This is a genomic window from Halomonas sp. MES3-P3E (assembly GCF_002836035.1).
Lineage (GTDB): Bacteria > Pseudomonadota > Gammaproteobacteria > Pseudomonadales > Halomonadaceae > Vreelandella > Vreelandella arctica.
In genome coordinates, this window is the sequence record NZ_PJBT01000185.1 from 156,504 (window position 1) to 171,852 (window position 15,349).

13 protein-coding genes and 4 tRNA genes are annotated in these 15,349 nt (G+C 53.3%); 11 read left to right on the plus strand and 6 right to left on the minus strand.

Features of this window, described 5'->3' with window-relative positions; all coding sequences use genetic code 11:
* The first annotated feature begins 119 nt into the window (after positions 1-119).
* Together hybE and CXF87_RS15575 are read left to right on the plus strand one after the other, a co-directional pair.
* The gene (gene hybE, locus CXF87_RS15570; RefSeq protein ID WP_332870663.1) at positions 120-539 is read left to right on the plus strand and encodes a [NiFe]-hydrogenase assembly chaperone HybE; all 420 of its coding nucleotides are present in this window, start codon (positions 120-122) and stop codon (positions 537-539) included.
* A gap of 55 nt (positions 540-594) precedes the next feature.
* Positions 595-1,368 carry a 3-hydroxybutyrate dehydrogenase gene (locus CXF87_RS15575; RefSeq protein WP_101147246.1) on the plus strand — a complete coding sequence of 258 codons (774 nt, stop codon included), beginning with the start codon at positions 595-597 and terminating at the stop codon, positions 1,366-1,368.
* 70 nt (positions 1,369-1,438) lie between these two features.
* Here the strand turns inward: CXF87_RS15575 and CXF87_RS15580 are convergent, their stop codons facing one another.
* From CXF87_RS15580 to CXF87_RS15590, 3 genes are read right to left on the minus strand one after another with little or no spacing between them, the layout of a single operon-like run.
* Positions 1,439-1,978, minus strand: coding sequence for a response regulator transcription factor (locus CXF87_RS15580; RefSeq protein ID WP_101147247.1), 540 nt, complete (start codon positions 1,976-1,978; stop codon positions 1,439-1,441).
* Between the two features lie 42 nt (positions 1,979-2,020).
* Entirely contained in the window at positions 2,021-3,292 is a 1,272-nt protein-coding gene (locus tag CXF87_RS15585) for an ATP-binding protein (RefSeq protein WP_101147248.1), read from the minus strand.
* Between the two features lie 7 nt (positions 3,293-3,299).
* A complete protein-coding gene (locus CXF87_RS15590; RefSeq protein WP_008958009.1) occupies positions 3,300-3,716 on the minus strand; it encodes a hypothetical protein in 417 nt (138 codons plus the stop codon).
* A gap of 192 nt (positions 3,717-3,908) precedes the next feature.
* On the opposite strand from CXF87_RS15590, the gene pyrC reads away from it, so the two are divergent.
* Positions 3,909-4,949, plus strand: a complete 1,041-nt coding sequence (pyrC, locus tag CXF87_RS15595) for a dihydroorotase (RefSeq protein WP_101147249.1) — start codon at positions 3,909-3,911, stop codon at positions 4,947-4,949.
* A 14-nt stretch (positions 4,950-4,963) separates the two neighbouring features.
* On the opposite strand, the gene mtnN is transcribed toward pyrC, so the two are convergent.
* Both mtnN and folD read right to left on the minus strand, forming a co-directional pair.
* On the minus strand, positions 4,964-5,671 hold the full coding sequence (gene mtnN / locus CXF87_RS15600; protein WP_101147286.1) for a 5'-methylthioadenosine/S-adenosylhomocysteine nucleosidase: 708 nt from the start codon (positions 5,669-5,671) through the stop codon (positions 4,964-4,966).
* Positions 5,672-5,709: 38 nt separating this feature from the next.
* Positions 5,710-6,582 (minus strand): bifunctional methylenetetrahydrofolate dehydrogenase/methenyltetrahydrofolate cyclohydrolase FolD, encoded by an 873-nt coding sequence (gene folD, locus CXF87_RS15605; protein ID WP_101147250.1) that lies wholly within the window; start codon positions 6,580-6,582, stop codon positions 5,710-5,712.
* A 257-nt stretch (positions 6,583-6,839) separates the two neighbouring features.
* On the opposite strand from folD, the gene CXF87_RS15610 reads away from it, so the two are divergent.
* From CXF87_RS15610 to CXF87_RS15625, 4 genes are all read left to right on the plus strand, one after another.
* Positions 6,840-6,916: transfer RNA gene (locus CXF87_RS15610), tRNA-Pro, on the plus strand.
* Between the two features lie 91 nt (positions 6,917-7,007).
* Positions 7,008-7,084, plus strand: a tRNA-Arg gene (locus tag CXF87_RS15615).
* An 80-nt stretch (positions 7,085-7,164) separates the two neighbouring features.
* Positions 7,165-7,239 (plus strand) — tRNA-His (locus CXF87_RS15620).
* Between the two features lie 34 nt (positions 7,240-7,273).
* A tRNA-His gene (locus CXF87_RS15625) sits at positions 7,274-7,348 on the plus strand.
* Positions 7,349-7,475: 127 nt separating this feature from the next.
* Here the strand turns inward: CXF87_RS15625 and amt are convergent.
* On the minus strand, positions 7,476-10,856 hold the full coding sequence (amt, locus tag CXF87_RS15630; RefSeq protein WP_101147251.1) for an ammonium transporter: 3,381 nt from the start codon (positions 10,854-10,856) through the stop codon (positions 7,476-7,478).
* A gap of 324 nt (positions 10,857-11,180) precedes the next feature.
* Between amt and CXF87_RS15635 the strand changes: the two genes are divergently transcribed.
* The 4 genes from CXF87_RS15635 (at position 11,181) to CXF87_RS15650 (ending at position 15,348) form a co-directional block, all read left to right on the plus strand.
* Complete coding sequence (locus CXF87_RS15635; RefSeq protein ID WP_101147252.1) at positions 11,181-12,422, plus strand: NAD(P)/FAD-dependent oxidoreductase; 1,242 nt, start codon at positions 11,181-11,183, stop codon at positions 12,420-12,422.
* A gap of 141 nt (positions 12,423-12,563) precedes the next feature.
* On the plus strand, positions 12,564-12,773 hold the full coding sequence (locus CXF87_RS15640; protein ID WP_101147253.1) for a putative motility protein: 210 nt from the start codon (positions 12,564-12,566) through the stop codon (positions 12,771-12,773).
* Between the two features lie 210 nt (positions 12,774-12,983).
* Positions 12,984-14,573 (plus strand): peptide chain release factor 3, encoded by a 1,590-nt coding sequence (locus CXF87_RS15645; RefSeq protein WP_101147254.1) that lies wholly within the window; start codon positions 12,984-12,986, stop codon positions 14,571-14,573.
* A gap of 7 nt (positions 14,574-14,580) precedes the next feature.
* Positions 14,581-15,348 (plus strand): TatD family hydrolase, encoded by a 768-nt coding sequence (locus tag CXF87_RS15650; RefSeq protein WP_101147255.1) that lies wholly within the window; start codon positions 14,581-14,583, stop codon positions 15,346-15,348.
* The last annotated feature ends 1 nt before the right edge of the window (position 15,349 follow it).

Genomic DNA, 15,349 nt, shown 5'->3' on the forward strand with positions numbered 1-15,349 from the left:
TTGCGGCACGATAATCTGCGCCCATTGTGGCTTAGCAACACTTATTTCGCCAATAGCAGCTCGCTACATTGCCCATTAATGCCTGTTATCACCTGGAAAAAATTCACACGTTTATGTATATGCTGACTGCTGACGAATACGCCTCTCTTGCTGAACTGGCGAAGGCCTATCGAGATGTGCATTTACCTTCCATGAAACAACAGGAGGGATGGAACCCACGGTTAGGGGTTGATGCGCTATGCTTTCAGCATCATGGTGCTGGAAACATGGTGGGTGCGTTGATTACACCCTGTGAGCTTTGGCTGGTCGTGGTGCCTGATCACCCCCGTCTCACGGAACCTTTGGTAGATTCGCTGACGCTTACCTTGCCTTCAGGCGCCTATCAGCTATTTCTTGAGCGCCTGCCAGGTGGATATGGGCTCTATAAGCGCGCAATCTTGCGCAATTTAGAAGAACTCGAGAACATGCAGGAGGCTGCTAGGTTGGCGCAGCAAATGATGGCGCGTTTAATGCAACCTGCCGATGAGTCTGACGCTTAACCACGTACCGCTATACTGAAAACACCTTCTGACCACTTATGCCAAGGAAATGCCTATGACTTCCTCATCAGTTTCAACGCCGCGTGTAGCGCTGGTCACCGGGACCAGCAGTGGTATCGGTGCTGCGGTTGTTAAGCACTTTTGCGAGCTAGGCTATCAAGTGCTTGCTGTCGATTTTAACCCGGCGGGAAAAGCGATTGCTGAACAGGCTGGCGCTGCCTTTTTTGAAGCCGACCTGACCGACCCAGATGCCTGCCGTGCGGCGGTAGCCGATGCGGTTAAGCGTTTTGGCGGGGTTGATATATTGGTCAATAACGCCGGTATCCAGCATGTTGCGTCGATCGAGACGTTTCCCGAGGAAAAGTGGCGGCAGATTATGGATCTGATGCTGACCGCTCCCTTTCTGCTCACGCAAGCGGCCTGGCCGCACATGCGCGAAAAAGGCTGGGGGCGCATCGTTAACGTGGCTTCAATACATGCCCAGGTGGCCTCGCCCGGCAAAGCAGCTTACATCAGCGCCAAGCACGGGATGATTGGTCTGACTAAAACCGCAGCGTTGGAAGGTGGCGAGCAAGGGATTACCGCTAACGCTGTTTGCCCTGCCTATGTAAAAACGCCACTGGTGGATAATCAGATCGCCGACCAAGCTAAATTGCACGGTATGGATGAACAGGAAGTGATTGAGAAAGTCATGCTCAAAGAGGCGGCGATCAAACGCCTGATCGAGCCTGAGGAAGTGGCGCAATTAGTCGCCTACTTGGCGTCCGATGCTGCCGGTGCAGTGACCGGATCAAGCTTTAATATTGATCTAGGCTGGACGGCGCATTAAGCGTTGAGGCCCCCGCCTAAACGCTTAAGTGGGGACGGGGGGTTGAGCTGGCGAGCAGTTAGCCAACAATCTAACGCCGCACTGGGCGTTTTTGTAATTTGCGCTGCAGGGTACGGCGGTGCATGCCCAGTGCTCGGGCGGTGGCCGATATATTGCCGTCGTGCTCCTGGAGTACCTTCTGAATATGCTCCCAGGTGATGCGGTTAATCGAAGGTGGGTTATCAGCCAACTCAATATCAGGGTCGCCACTTTGGCGCTCAAAGGCCGTGAGGACGTCGTCTGCATCTACCGGCTTGCAGAGATAATTAACTGCACCAAGCTTAATGGCCTCAACGGCAGTTGCAATGCTGGAGTAGCCTGTCAGCACCACAATGCGACACTGGGGCGAAATGGCCAGTAGCTCGGGAAGCAGCTTTAAGCCCGAACTATTTTCCAGTTTTAGATCAAGGGTCGCCATCGTGGGTAAGTACTGGGCGGCCATTGCCAGGGCCTGATCGGCATCATGGGCAACAATGACTTCGTAACCACGCCGCGTTAAAGCGCGATTTAGCACATGACAAAACATTTCATCGTCATCAACAATCAGCAGGCGTTGGTCTCGCGTTTGCATGTTGTCCTCAATCCATAAAAGGCGATGCTTGGGCAGCCGGGTTTAATGCGGTGCCGCGCAGCGGGGCAGTGTAACTTCCGTTAGCGTACCCCCTTCCGGGTGATTATACAGGCTTACCCCGCCTCCAAAGCGATTGATAGTGGCATGGGTTAAAAACAAACCAATACCCATGCCTTTGCTTTTTGTGGAGATAAACGTTTCCCCTAGCTGGTCGGCAATCGACATGGCCACCCCTGGGCCATGGTCGCGTATATCAATGACCACATTTTCATCCTGCCAATCTAAACGAATCGAAATTTGCTCAGGGTTGGCGTCGGCGGCGTTGTTCAAAAGATTCGTTAACGCTTGGTCAAGCGTGGCATCAACCGCAAGCCATGGCCTGCTACGCTTCTCAGCCACCTCGAACTGATGGCTCACATCAGGCCTTAGCACTAGCCAGCGCTGCACAACGCCTGCTAGCCAAACTTCTGCATCAAGTACTTCAGGCTCTGCCATTCGGCGCCTATCCGCATTAGAGACTAAGTTTTGCAGCCGTGATTTGCAGACGTCCACCTGCTGACGCAGGAGGGTGATGTCCTCATGCAGTTCAGACTCAGGTAGCGCGTCGGCCTGCATTTCTTTGAGTAGTACCGCCATGGTAGAGAGCGGCGTTCCCAATTCATGCGCTGTGCCGGCGGCTTGAGTGGCGACTGCCAATACCTGTTCATTACGCAACGCGGCTTCCCGGGTGCGGGAAAGTGCCTGGTCCCGGCTACGCAATGCGTGGGCCATTTTGTAGATAAAAAAGGTCACCAAACCCGCTGAGAGGCCAAAGTTAAGCCACATACCCAATATGTGCAGGCTCAAGGGGCTGTCGCTATTAATATGACCCAATTGCGGGATTGGGTAGTAAGAGAACATTAAAGAGGTATACCCCGCCATAGCGCAGGCTGCAATGATCCAGGCGTGGCGCCAGGGCAGGGTGGCGGCGGCAATAGTAACCGGGACTAAGTAGTAGGTAATAAAAGGGTTGGTGGAGCCCCCGGAAAAGTAAAACAGCAGTGTAAGGCCTGCAATATCGGCCAGTAGGTGCAGTAGATACTCCAGGTGGGTAACGGCCCGTGGACGACCCAATCGCCACCAAGTGGCGATATTCAGTATGCCCATGGCTATCACCACGCTTACCACAGCAGTCACTGGTAAATCGAAGGCGAGCAATTCGACACCCACAATAATTGCCAGTAAAAAACCGGTCCAGGTAATACCGCGCACGATAGTGAGCCGCACTAAATTACGGTTGGGCGTAGAGAGCGGAAGTGGTAGAGCCGTTGGCATGATGAGCTTACTTAGTCCTGGTTTTTAGGCCATGAATAACAAACTTAATAAACAACGTCATGACGTAGGTGGCCCAGCCAGCAGAGGCCAGGATATTAAATAGCAGCATTTTCGGCGGCAACCAGGCGCTGCCTAAAAGGGCTTCCAGCATGATGTGGAAGAACATCGCCAGCAGCAGTGGCAGGGCTAAAATATGTATCCACATATCGGTTCGGCGTTTGCGAATATGGTAACGACCCAACAAATAACGCAGCGGGCGATGCGCCCAACAGAACACCACGAGAGCACCAATCACTAACAAACTGGCGAGGGTAGGTTCCGTGCTGCCCATATGGACAGACAGCGAAATTGACCAAGCCAGGCTTAGCCATAACACGCCCTCCAGGCTGGCAATGACATCCGCATAACGCCGCACATTCTGCATAAACAATCGGGCCCTTAACGTTAACCGCGAGCTATCAACCCTAGTCGTTAAGACGGGTTCATTAAGAAAAGTGCCGCCATGATACGACACTTGGGCAAATGTGTGGTGCTCGAAGAGTGGATTTATCCAATCGCGCAATTGCGTATACTGTCGCTATCATTTTTCCGACATCACTCCAGTACAGGACTCGCCGTGGACACTGTAACACTGACCCGCCCCGATGATTGGCATCTTCATTTACGCGATGGTGAAGCGCTAAAGGCGGTGGTAGGCCATACCGCCGCACAGATGGGGCGGGCCATCATTATGCCTAATCTAACCCCGCCGATCACCACAACCTCCCAGGCGATTGATTATCGTCAACGTATCCTAGACGCCTTACCCGCGGGCAGTGCTTTTGAGCCCTTAATGGTGCTTTACCTTACCGATACCACGCCCCCCGAAGAGATTGAACGCGCAGCGCGGAGCGGCATCGTCAAAGCGGTCAAGCTTTACCCAGCGGGTGCCACTACAAATTCTGACTCAGGTGTGACCGACTTAGCCCATTGTGATGCCACTATTGCCAAGATGGTTGAAGTAGGCATACCCCTGTTAGTACATGGCGAGGTCACTACCGCTGAGATTGATATTTTTGATCGCGAAGCGGTATTTATTGAAAACGTGATGAAGCCGTTACTGGAGCGCCACCCCACGCTGAAAGTGGTGTTTGAGCATATCACTACTCAGCAGGCCGCAGAGTTTGTCGCGCAAGCGCCGGACAATGTGGCTGCAACGATTACGGCCCATCACTTACTGTTCAATCGCAATAAAATGTTGGTCGGTGGTATTCGCCCTCATTACTACTGCTTGCCGATTCTCAAGCGTGAGCAGCATCGTCAGGCGCTTTTGAAAGCAGCCACCAGCGGTAGCCATAAGTTCTTTTTGGGCACCGATAGCGCGCCTCACTCTCAGGGTGCTAAAGAGTCAAGCTGCGGCTGTGCGGGTGCTTATACCGCCCCCGCCGCCATTGAACTTTACGCTACTGCTTTCGATGAAATGAATGCCTTGGATAAACTGGAAGCCTTTGCCAGCCTTAACGGGCCGCGCTTTTATGGCCTGACGCCTAACGCTGACACCATGACGCTAGAACGACGCGAATGGCGACTGCCAGAGAGCTACTCCTATGCCCAAGGCGAGGCGATTATTCCGCTATTGGCGGGCGAAACGCTTGGATGGGCCATTAAGAAGGCGTAGCCCTGAGGTACCAGCTAGCCTTGGCTAAGCTGCTTCAGCATTTGATCTACCATGCGCGATGAGTGGTCGGCAGCTACTTCCAAAAACTCATCAAAAGAGAGGTGGTTGTCGCCGCTGCCGGGAATGTCAGAGAGCGCGCGAATCACGACGAAAGGGCACTGATAGAGATAGCATGTCTGAGCAATCGCAGCGCCTTCCATCTCGACCGCCAGCATGGTGGGAAACTGGGCGCGGGTTGCTTCTACGCGCGCGGGATCGGCCATGAAAGCGTCTCCCGTGGCGATCAGTCCTTCGCGTACGTTGGCCTCACCTAATGATGCAATGGCGTTACGGGCAATGTCTCGTAGCGCCGTATCGGCCTGATAGGCGGCGGGCATCCCAGGTACTTGGCCCATCTCATAGCCAAATACGACGGCGTCAACATCATGATGGCGTACTTCATCAGAGATGATCACATCGCCAATCTTTAAATCGGTGGCAAATCCACCCGCCGAACCGGTATTAATAATGGCGTCGGGTTGGTGGCGCTCCAATAAAATAGCGGTGCCCACTGCCGCGTTGACTTTGCCAATCCCTGACTGCAAGACAATGACCTCAAGGCCGTAACGCGTGCCAGTATGAAAAACAAAGCCCGCATGCTCATAGCGTTCTGCATTATCTAACTGAGCTACCAAGGTGCTTACTTCCTGCGCCATTGCGCCAATAATACCAATACGTTGCACTGCGCCATGCTCCTGCATAAAAAAGGGGGGTATATGAATCAGGCGTGATCCTGGGGCGTCAAATCGTGCCATTCGGCGGCTTCAAGCGTATTTTCGAGCAGCGTTGCGACGGTCATGGGTCCCACGCCGCCCGGAACCGGGGTGATAAAGCTGGCGCGTTCAGCGGCGGCGGCGAAATCAAGGTCGCCTTTTAGCGTGCCATCTTCCTGGCGATTAATACCTACATCAATCACAACAGCCCCTGGCTTAATCCATTCCCCTTTAACGATGCCTGGCTTGCCGACGGCTACCACCACAATGTCAGCGCGGCTAACGTGGTCTTTAAGGTTCTGGGTAAAACGGTGGCATACGGTAGTGGTACAGCCCGCCAGCATCAGTTCAAGCGCCATAGGGCGGCCGACAATGTTAGAAGCGCCGACCACGGTGGCATCCAGGCCACGTAGCGCGATATCGCTTTGCGCCAGTAAGGTCATGATGCCTTTAGGGGTGCAAGGGCGTAGCGCAGGCATGCGCTGTGCTAAGCGACCAATGTTGTAAGGGTGAAAGCCATCAACATCTTTATCAGGACGAATACGCTCTAAAATAGGGCCGGCATCTAAGTGCTTGGGTAGTGGCAGTTGAACCAGTATGCCGTCTACGGCCGGGTCGCTGTTGAGCTGATCAACCAGCGTTTCTAAGTCATGCTGAGAGGTCGCAGTGGGCAGAGTATGCTGGAAGGAAAGAATGCCTGCCTGTTCACAGGCGCGGTGCTTATTACTGACGTAAACGTGAGAGGCGGGATCATCTCCTACCACAACTACGGCTAGGCCCGGTGCTCGTGCGCCTGCATCTTTACGTGCGGCAACCTTCTCGGCAACCTGTTGGCGAACAGTAGCAGCGATGGCTTTGCCATCGATTAGTTGGGCAGTCATGTAGAGAAATCCCTGTGGACGTGGAAAAGGGCTAGGCGGTGTCTCGAAGCCTTTTGACGTAATGGCTTTTAAGGCAGTACCTAGTGCTGCTAGCGCAGTTGGCTACGCTTTCTAAGGCGGCAATTTTCGCACGCTAGGGCACCCAGGCAAAGCGCCTTCACGAACAATCACTTTAATGGTTGACTTTAAAATTAAAAATAGTAATATATGCCTCGCTTGAGACGGACCAAGCGGTAGCGTCTAGGGTGATGAAAAATCGGGATGTAGCGCAGTCTGGTAGCGCGCCTGCTTTGGGAGCAGGATGTCGGGGGTTCGAATCCCTCCATCCCGACCACACCTAAACGTGAAAGGTAGTAGCTTGCTTTTTCAAGCTTTGGTTGTGGTCTAGTGCTCATCAGTATTCGTTATTTCTGAATGCTTTTTGTGCGCCCATAGCTCAACCGGATAGAGCAACGGCCTTCTAAGCCGTAGGTTGCGGGTTCGATTCCTGCTGGGCGTGCCACCTAATTTCAGTGGTAACAACCCGTCAGAGAATCATATCTTCAAGTGTGTAATACCTGTTTTTACGTAAGATTGTCTATGGTGGGTGTAGCTCAGGGGTAGAGCCCCGGATTGTGACTCCGGTGGTCGTGGGTTCAAATCCCATCATCCACCCCAGTGACAATATTTGCGTTTCCAGTTTTAGGTTGTGGTGGGTGTAGCTCAGTGGTAGAGCCCCGGATTGTGACTCCGGTGGTCGTGGGTTCAAGTCCCATCATCCACCCCATTACCCCGCATACTTCCTTCTTGTTATTTCCTCTTTTTTAGCGTTTACCTCCCAGCGATTATGCCCTTTTTAGGGATTTTTTCGTTTCTGAATTTTATATCGCTACGTTCTTGTTAACACGTTCCTGCTAGCGCGGCATTACTTTAATGCGATTGCCGACCATGTTGGTAAGCGGTTCAGGCATGCCGAGTAAATATCCTTGTGCATAGTCAATTCCCATCTGATGTAACGTATCCAATGTTGCCTGGGTTTCAACAAACTCAGCAATGGTCTTAACGCCCAGTGCTTTACCGACGGCATGAATCGCCTCAACCATTGCTCTATCAATCGGATCTTGATGCACATTGCGGATAAAATTACCGTCAATTTTTAGATAATCGACGGGTAGCTGCTTCAAGTAGCTGAAAGAGGAAAGCCCGGTGCCAAAATCATCCAATGCAAACCGGCAGCCGTAGCCTTTCAGGGTATGAATCAATGTTTTGACACGTGAGAGCTGTGCGATCGCGGTGCTTTCAGTGATTTCAAAACAGAGTGTGCCGTGAGGCAGATAGGCAGTGGACACCTGAGCAATAAGATCCTGACAAAATTCAGCGTCAGAAAGCGATGCCCCGGATAGATTGATGCCCCATAGGCTATGCGCTGACGGAACAGAGTGGCGGTTTTGATCCCCTAGCCAGGCCAGAGTATTGCGAATTACCCAACGATCAATGCGTCCCATAAAGTGGTAGCGCTCAGCGGCAGGTAAAAAACTTCCTGGGGCGATGAGTTCACCATGCTCTTCGAGCCGAAGTAATATCTCACGGTAGGCGGGGGCGTCAGCACAAATGGCTTTGATCGGTTGAGCAAAAAGGCGAAAAGCATCATTGTCCAGGCCATTTTGCAAGCGCTGAACCCACTGTAGCTCACCGTGCTTTTCCAATAAAAAATGATCATCAGGCTGATAGCAGTGGATACGATTGCGGCCTGCCTCTTTGGCGGCGTAGCACGCCGCATCAGAGGCGTGGAGTGCTTGGCTAAGCTGCATAGGCTGAGCAGCATGGAGTTCTACCAAGCCAATACTGACCCCAATCCCAAACGTATGCTCTTGCCAGGCAAAACGATAATTCTCTATATCGCTGCGTAGTGCCTCGGTAATCACTAGTGCTCTTTCTATCCCGCAATCTGGTAGCAGTAGGGCGAACTCATCGCCACCGAGACGCGCGGCAATATCGCTGCTGCGTACATGGGATTTCAGCTTTAATGATACTTGGCGCAACAGTTCGTCACCCGCAAGATGACCGCAGGTATCATTGACGATTTTGAACTGATCAAGATCCAGGTAGCACATCACGTGCTGGCCATCCTCCCGATTGAGAAGCGCTGTAAGTGCTGTTTCAAAGGCGCGCCGATTCAACAGGTCGGTTAGGTTGTCGTGGCTGACCTGATAGCTCAACTGTTCAGTAAGCTGGCGTGTGAGGCTAACATCTTGAAAAACCACAACAGCGCCCAGGGTAATGCCGCTGCGTGAACGAATGGGTGAGGCGCTGTGCTGGATGGGGGTATGCGTGCCGTCATGGTGGACGAGCATGCAATGTTCGGTTGATTGCACTGGCGTTAGCTGTGTCAGTACTTGCCGGGCTGGATTACTTATGGAGTCGCCGCTGATTTCCTCAAGTAGTTGGTAAACCACATGAATAGGTTTATCCATGGCCTCTTCAAGGGTCCAGCCGGTCAGTCGCTTGGCTTCCGCATTGATAAACGTGACATTGCCGCTGGCATCACAGGTAATTACGCCATCTCCGATGGAGGCTAGAGTGGTGCGAGCAAGATCACGTTCGCGATTTAACTGCTCTTGAAGCTGTCTGCGCTCGGTGATGTCGCGCACCATGCCAGAGCGCTCTGATGCGGAGCCGCTGGCGCCTTCGCTCACCTGTATTTCGAGATAACGCACTCGCTTATCGGCTGTACGTCGTTTGATTTCATGGCGTGCACCGGGTGTCAGCTTGAAGTTCGGTAGCAGCGTGGAAACGGGTTGGCCGATGAGAGTGGCGGCGTCGACATTAAAGAGCATCTCAGCGCCGGGGTTAAGGCTTGTCAGCGAGCCGTCTGCTTGCCAGGTGATTACTCCATCGCGCAGGTTACGCAGCATCACGCGGGTGTGGCCGAGGGCGGTTTCAAGGGCCGCTGTTACCCGATTATAGCTGGCCGCTATTTCGCCCACTTCAGTAAACGGGTCGGCTTCAATTCGCCGGCGAATATCGCCTTGCTGTTCGTGCTGGCGCATATGTTCGAGTAGCTGGTTCAGCTCATTATTGGCGCCATGCTCGGCTAAATTAAGACCCATTTTTTCAGCTTCAGGCGAGACCCTTAAGGGCAGAAAGCGACGAGTGATACGAAATAGCAGCCATGCGCTGCCAAAGCTCCAGATGCCACAAACGACAACACCAAGAAGCTGAATGCCGAATTGAGCGGGTCGGGACAGGCCACTATCCAGCATTGTCATATCCGCCACCCAGGGTAGTGCGAGTGTGCCCCAAATGCCTGATACTAAATGGGCAGGTATGGCGCATACGGCGTCATCAATACGCTTACTCAGCAGCCATTCGCTGGTCAGTACCATTAGCACGCCGCTAACCGCCCCCAAGCCAAATGCTGCTGGGAGCGAGATCACATGCGCACTGGCGGTGACGGCGACTAGACCAGCAATGGCGCCATTAATTGCGTACATCACATCGGCGTAACGACGTGTGCGCATTCCCATGAGCATGCCGGAAAGGATGCCGCCAACGGCTCCAAGCACGGTATTAGCCAATATGCCGGGTATCTGGTCAGTAACAGCCAAGGTGCTACCGCCGTTAAAGCCGAACCAGCCTAATATCATAAACAGCGCGCCAAGCATCGCGAGTGGAAGGTTGCCAGAGGGAAAAGCGGTAGGAGGCTTGTCGTGTGCGAAACGACCACTGCGGGGGCCGATGCAGAGTACTGCTGCCAGCGCTACCCAGCCACCTACACTGTGAACCACTGTGGAGCCGGCAAAATCAACAAACCCTAGAGCCCCTAACCAGCCTGCGGCACCACCTAGTAGCCCGCCCCAAGCCCAGTGGCCGAATACGGGGTAGATGATTAACGCGATCCAGAGCGCCGTCCAGATATATGCCAGAAAGGGCATGCGTTCCGCCACCGCACCCGACACAATGGTCGCGGCGGTCGCGCAGAACATTGCCTGGAAGATGAATACCGTAATCACCCAGCTGCCCGAAGCGTCTAACTGCCAGCCGAATAACGTTGTACCTACAACACCGCCCAACGAATCACCAAACATGATGCCGAATCCGATGAGCCAAAAAACACTGACGGCAATCGCAAAGTCCGCTACGTTTTTCATAGCAACATTAATCGCGTTCTTGGTACGCGTTGTGCCAGCCTCTAAGCATAGAAAACCAGCTTGCATCACAAATACCAGAGCGGCTGCCCAGAGTACCCAGAGCGTATCGATCAGCGAGCTATCCAGATTTAGCGTGGCAGGCATGGTGTTTTCCTTTGTCACTAGTACGAGGGCATCTTTTGGTGCGAGCGCTTCTTTTTGGTGCTTTATGTGTTTTTCGCAGAGGAGGAGAGGCCGTTACGACGTCGTCAATTGCATACCGTTCAGGTTACCTAATAGAAACTAAGCAATTGTTATGCCGCTAATAGTGTTGTCTTCCTTTTTAGCTCGCTATGGAGCATTAATTACTTATTTTTGGCTCTAAAACAGCGTTTTCTACTATATTAATGCAGTTGGTTTGGTGATATTTTTCAAATAGTTATTAATTACCAATCATGGTGCTGAATCGACAGCGGGGAGTGCATCAACATGGCGCGTCAAACGGTAGTTTTAGGAGCAGGGATGGTAGGTGTCAGCATTGCCTGGCATCTGCGTCAGCGCGGTCATGAGGTCACCGTGGTAGACCGCCTCCAGCCTGGTCGAGAAACCTCGTTTGGCAATGCAGGCATTATTCAGCGTGAAGCCGTTAGGCCTTACCCATTTCCACGGGATGTTAAAACGCTCTTGAGCGTATTGCCTAATCGCCGGGTTGATATTCGCTATCGTCCTGCGGGCATGGTGAATGCCGCTTCTCCGCTGTTGCGCTACTGGATGAATTCAGCGCCGAAGGCTTACCAGAAAATCGTGCCGGAATATGCATCTTTGATTCAGCAGTCACTGAAGACTCATGGCCCGATGATTGAGGCTGCCGGAGCGGAACACTTAGTGCGCAGGCAGGGATGGCTTGAGCTTTACCGTACCCCTGAAAAGTTGGCCGCACGGTTAAAAGATGCCGAAGAGGCGCGCCGTCTTTATGGTGTTCAATTTGAGCAACTGGATCGGGCTGCGCTGATGGAGAAAGAGCCTTCTCTTAGCGAACATATTATTGGCGCAATTCACTGGCTCGACCCTTGGACCGTGGCCGACCCCGGTGCGCTGGTCGCGGCTTATGCCCAAGCATTCAGCAATGATGGCGGGCGCATTCTGCAGGCGGATATCACCTCGGTTCAGCAGGTGGGTGGCCGGTGGCAGGTAAGTACTGCCGCTGAAACGTTAGAAGCAGACGACGTCGTGGTGGCGCTAGGGCCTTGGGCGGGTAGCTGGCTGAAGGAGCTTGGCTACCATTTCCCTACCTTTGTGAAGCGTGGCTATCACATGCACTACGCCCCACAAGCAGAGGCCAAGCTAAATTACTGGGTCATGGATGCTGAAATTGGCTACCTGCTGGCGCCGATGAATGCGGGTATCCGCTTGACCACCGGGGCAGAGTTAGACCGCCTTGATGCCCCCGCCGACGTTAACCAACTGGGCGCGGCAGAGAAAGTGGCGCGCAGTGTGTTTCCGTTAGGGGAGCGCCGCGATGAAGCCCCTTGGAAAGGTGCGCGGCCGTGCCTGCCCGATATGAAGCCAGTGATTGGCCCAGCGCCACGCCACCCAGGTTTATGGCTCGCCTTTGGGCATGGGCATCAAGGGTTTACTCTTGGTCCTGCAACGGGTCATTTGCTGGCAGATATGATGGAAGGGCAGCCTACCGCAATTGATATGAAGCCGTTTCGCGCTGACAGGTTTTGAACGGGCGCTATATTCGTTAATGATTCGGCGAGTTAAGCCGATAGTAGTAGATGCTGGCATTAGTAATAGTGACGATATCTTTGCGCGTGATCTAATGCTTTGCTAGTTTGTAAGTACATTTGCATACCATTAGGTGAAAATATGGATGTAGGCATCAGCAGTTCAGTCAGTGCCTCGCTTTATATGAATCAGGCGCAAACAGCCGAACAGGCGCAGATGCAGGTGTTCAAAGAAGCCTTGGACACCCAGGCTGAGCAGGTGACGGAAGTTTTAGCCTCTGCCAACACCGGTGCACAACCGGACTTGGCCAAAGAAGGCAGCGTCGGTACTCAGGTGAACACCTACGCATAACGCCTAGAAGCAGCATCTCGTTGCATGCTTCGTTAAAAACGCTGAATTCGTCAGCGTTTTTTTTGGCCTCTCCAATTGCTTAGTCACTCATAAAGCCAGCCGCGACAAAAGCGGTCTCCAGGCGTTACAATTGTCTCAATGGACATTGCTCACCGCGTGCTAATCAATCACTGGAAAGCGGCGCGGAGTAAACATTTTCAAAGAGGCACAATGAAAGAGACTCAGTTAGCCCATGAGGCGGGGCTTAGACGCACCTTTGCGATCATTTCGCACCCTGACGCTGGTAAAACCACCATTACTGAAAAGATGCTGCTGTTTGGCAACGCCATCCAGTTGGCCGGTTCGGTCAAGAGCAAGCGTAACGATCGGCACGCAACGTCGGATTGGATGAAAATGGAGCAGGAGCGGGGTATCTCTGTCACTACCTCGGTAATGCAGTTCCCCTATGGCGGGCGCATCGTCAACCTGCTGGATACACCTGGCCACGAAGACTTCTCCGAAGATACCTACCGTACGCTTACAGCGGTAGACTCTGCCTTGATGGTGATCGACGGCGCAAAGGGCGTCGAGGATCGTACTATCAAGTTGATGGAGGTATGTCGTCTGCGTACAACGCCGATTCTGACCTTTATCAATAAAATGGATCGTGATATCCGTGACCCCATTGAAGTAATGGATGAGGTCGAAACGGTACTCAATATTCAATGTGCGCCGATGACCTGGCCGATTGGCATGGGGCGTCACTTTAAGGGCGTTTATCACCTCTATAACGATGTGGTTCACCTCTACACCCAGGGGCAGGGTAGCCGAATCCCTGAAGACAAGCGTATTGAGGGCCTGGATAATCCCGAGGTCGATGCTGTGCTCGGGGAAGAGCAGGCGGAAGAGCTGCGCATGGAAGTGGAGCTGGTGCGCGGTGCATCCCATGAGTTTGATCTGGACGCCTATCGCCGTGGTGAGCTTTCGCCGGTCTATTTCGGTACTGCAATGGGTAACTTCGGCGTGCGCGAAATGCTAGACGGCTTTGTCGAATACGCGCCGCCGCCCCAGGCCCATGAAACCGATACCCGGGTCGTCACTTCTGATGATGATCGCTTCACCGGTTTTGTGTTTAAAATCCAGGCCAACATGGATCCCAATCATCGCGATCGTATCGCCTTTTTGCGGGTCTGCTCAGGCAAGTACGAAAAGAACATGAAAATGCGCCATGTGCGTATTGGCAAAGACGTCAAAATTGCCGATGCGTTGACGTTTATGGCCTCTGACCGCTCGCAGGTCGAAGAAGCGTGGCCCGGCGACATTATCGGCCTGCACAACCACGGTACCATTCAGATCGGCGATACTTTTACCGTCGGTGAAGATATGCGCTTTACCGGTATACCGCACTTTGCGCCAGAACTCTTTAAGCGCGTGCGGTTAAAAGACCCGCTCAAGATGAAGGCGTTGCAAAAAGGCTTGCAGCAACTTTCTGAAGAGGGTGCTACCCAGGTCTTTATGCCGATGGACAATAATGACCTGATTCTTGGCGCCGTGGGTACCCTGCAGTTCGATGTGGTCGCTCATCGCCTGAAAGAGGAGTATAAGGTCGACTGCTTGTACGAAGGCGTCAATGTGCAGACTGCCCGCTGGGTCTACTGTGAGGATGCTAAAAAACTCGAAGAGTTTAAGCGTAAAGCCAGCGCTAATCTGGCGATTGATGGCGGTGGCTATCTCACTTATATCGCGCCGACTCGGGTTAACCTGCAGATGACCCAGGAGCGCTGGCCGGACATTCGCTTCCAACCCACCCGCGAACACTAAGTTTTGTATGTTAATCGACGCGCACTGCCATCTCGACTTTTCTGAGTTCGATCATGATCGCACTGAGGTGTTTGAGGCTGCCAAGGCGGTGGGTGTGGCGCGCTTTGTGGTGCCGGGTACAACCCGGGCCCGCTGGCAACAGGTGCTGGCGCTGGGCGAGCGGGATGACACCTCGGTTTGTCTGGGGCTTCATCCGCACTTTATGCAACAGCATCAAGAGGCCGACATCGAGGCGCTCGACCAATCGCTGAGCGAGCACCCTGAGGCCGTTGCGTTGGGCGAGTGTGGCATTGATGGCCGCTTTAGCGACACGCTGGACGCGCAGTGGCATTACTTTGATGCTCAATTGAGGCTCGCTAAGCACCACTCACTGCCGGTAGTGGTGCACTGCGTCCATGCTAACGATAAGGTCGCCAAGCGACTTCGCCAACTTGCGCTACCTCAAGCTGGGTTAATTCACGCTTTCTCAGGCTCTATTGAGCAGGCGACGAAGTTTCTCGATTTAGGTTTCAAACTGGGATTGGGCGGCGCGGTAACTTATGAGCGTGCCAAACGGTTGCAGCGAACCGTTAAGGCACTGCCGGATGACGCTTTTGTGCTTGAAACCGACAGCCCTGATATGCCGCTAAGCGGCTACCAGGGCAAGCGTAATGAACCGTGCCGGGTAGCGGAAGTATGTAGTGTGGTGGCTGCCCTACGCGGGCAAACGGCGGAACAGGTAGCGACCATAAGCAGCCATAACGCCACGACGCTGTTTGGCTTACCTCACGCTTAGA

Bases quoted from the DNA above. Each gene is read 5' to 3' on its own strand.
- hybE (WP_332870663.1), top strand. From the start codon at position 120: ATGCTGACTGCTGACGAATACGCCTCTCTTGCTGAACTGGCGAAGGCC.
- CXF87_RS15575 (WP_101147246.1), top strand. From the start codon at position 595: ATGACTTCCTCATCAGTTTCAACGCCGCGTGTAGCGCTGGTCACCGGG.
- CXF87_RS15580 (WP_101147247.1), bottom strand. From the start codon at position 1,978: ATGCAAACGCGAGACCAACGCCTGCTGATTGTTGATGACGATGAAATG.
- CXF87_RS15585 (WP_101147248.1), bottom strand. From the start codon at position 3,292: ATGCCAACGGCTCTACCACTTCCGCTCTCTACGCCCAACCGTAATTTA.
- CXF87_RS15590 (WP_008958009.1), bottom strand. From the start codon at position 3,716: ATGCAGAATGTGCGGCGTTATGCGGATGTCATTGCCAGCCTGGAGGGC.
- folD (WP_101147250.1), bottom strand. From the start codon at position 6,582: ATGACTGCCCAACTAATCGATGGCAAAGCCATCGCTGCTACTGTTCGC.
- amt (WP_101147251.1), bottom strand. From the start codon at position 10,856: ATGCCTGCCACGCTAAATCTGGATAGCTCGCTGATCGATACGCTCTGG.
- CXF87_RS15635 (WP_101147252.1), top strand. From the start codon at position 11,181: ATGGCGCGTCAAACGGTAGTTTTAGGAGCAGGGATGGTAGGTGTCAGC.
- CXF87_RS15640 (WP_101147253.1), top strand. From the start codon at position 12,564: ATGGATGTAGGCATCAGCAGTTCAGTCAGTGCCTCGCTTTATATGAAT.
- CXF87_RS15645 (WP_101147254.1), top strand. From the start codon at position 12,984: ATGAAAGAGACTCAGTTAGCCCATGAGGCGGGGCTTAGACGCACCTTT.
- CXF87_RS15650 (WP_101147255.1), top strand. From the start codon at position 14,581: ATGTTAATCGACGCGCACTGCCATCTCGACTTTTCTGAGTTCGATCAT.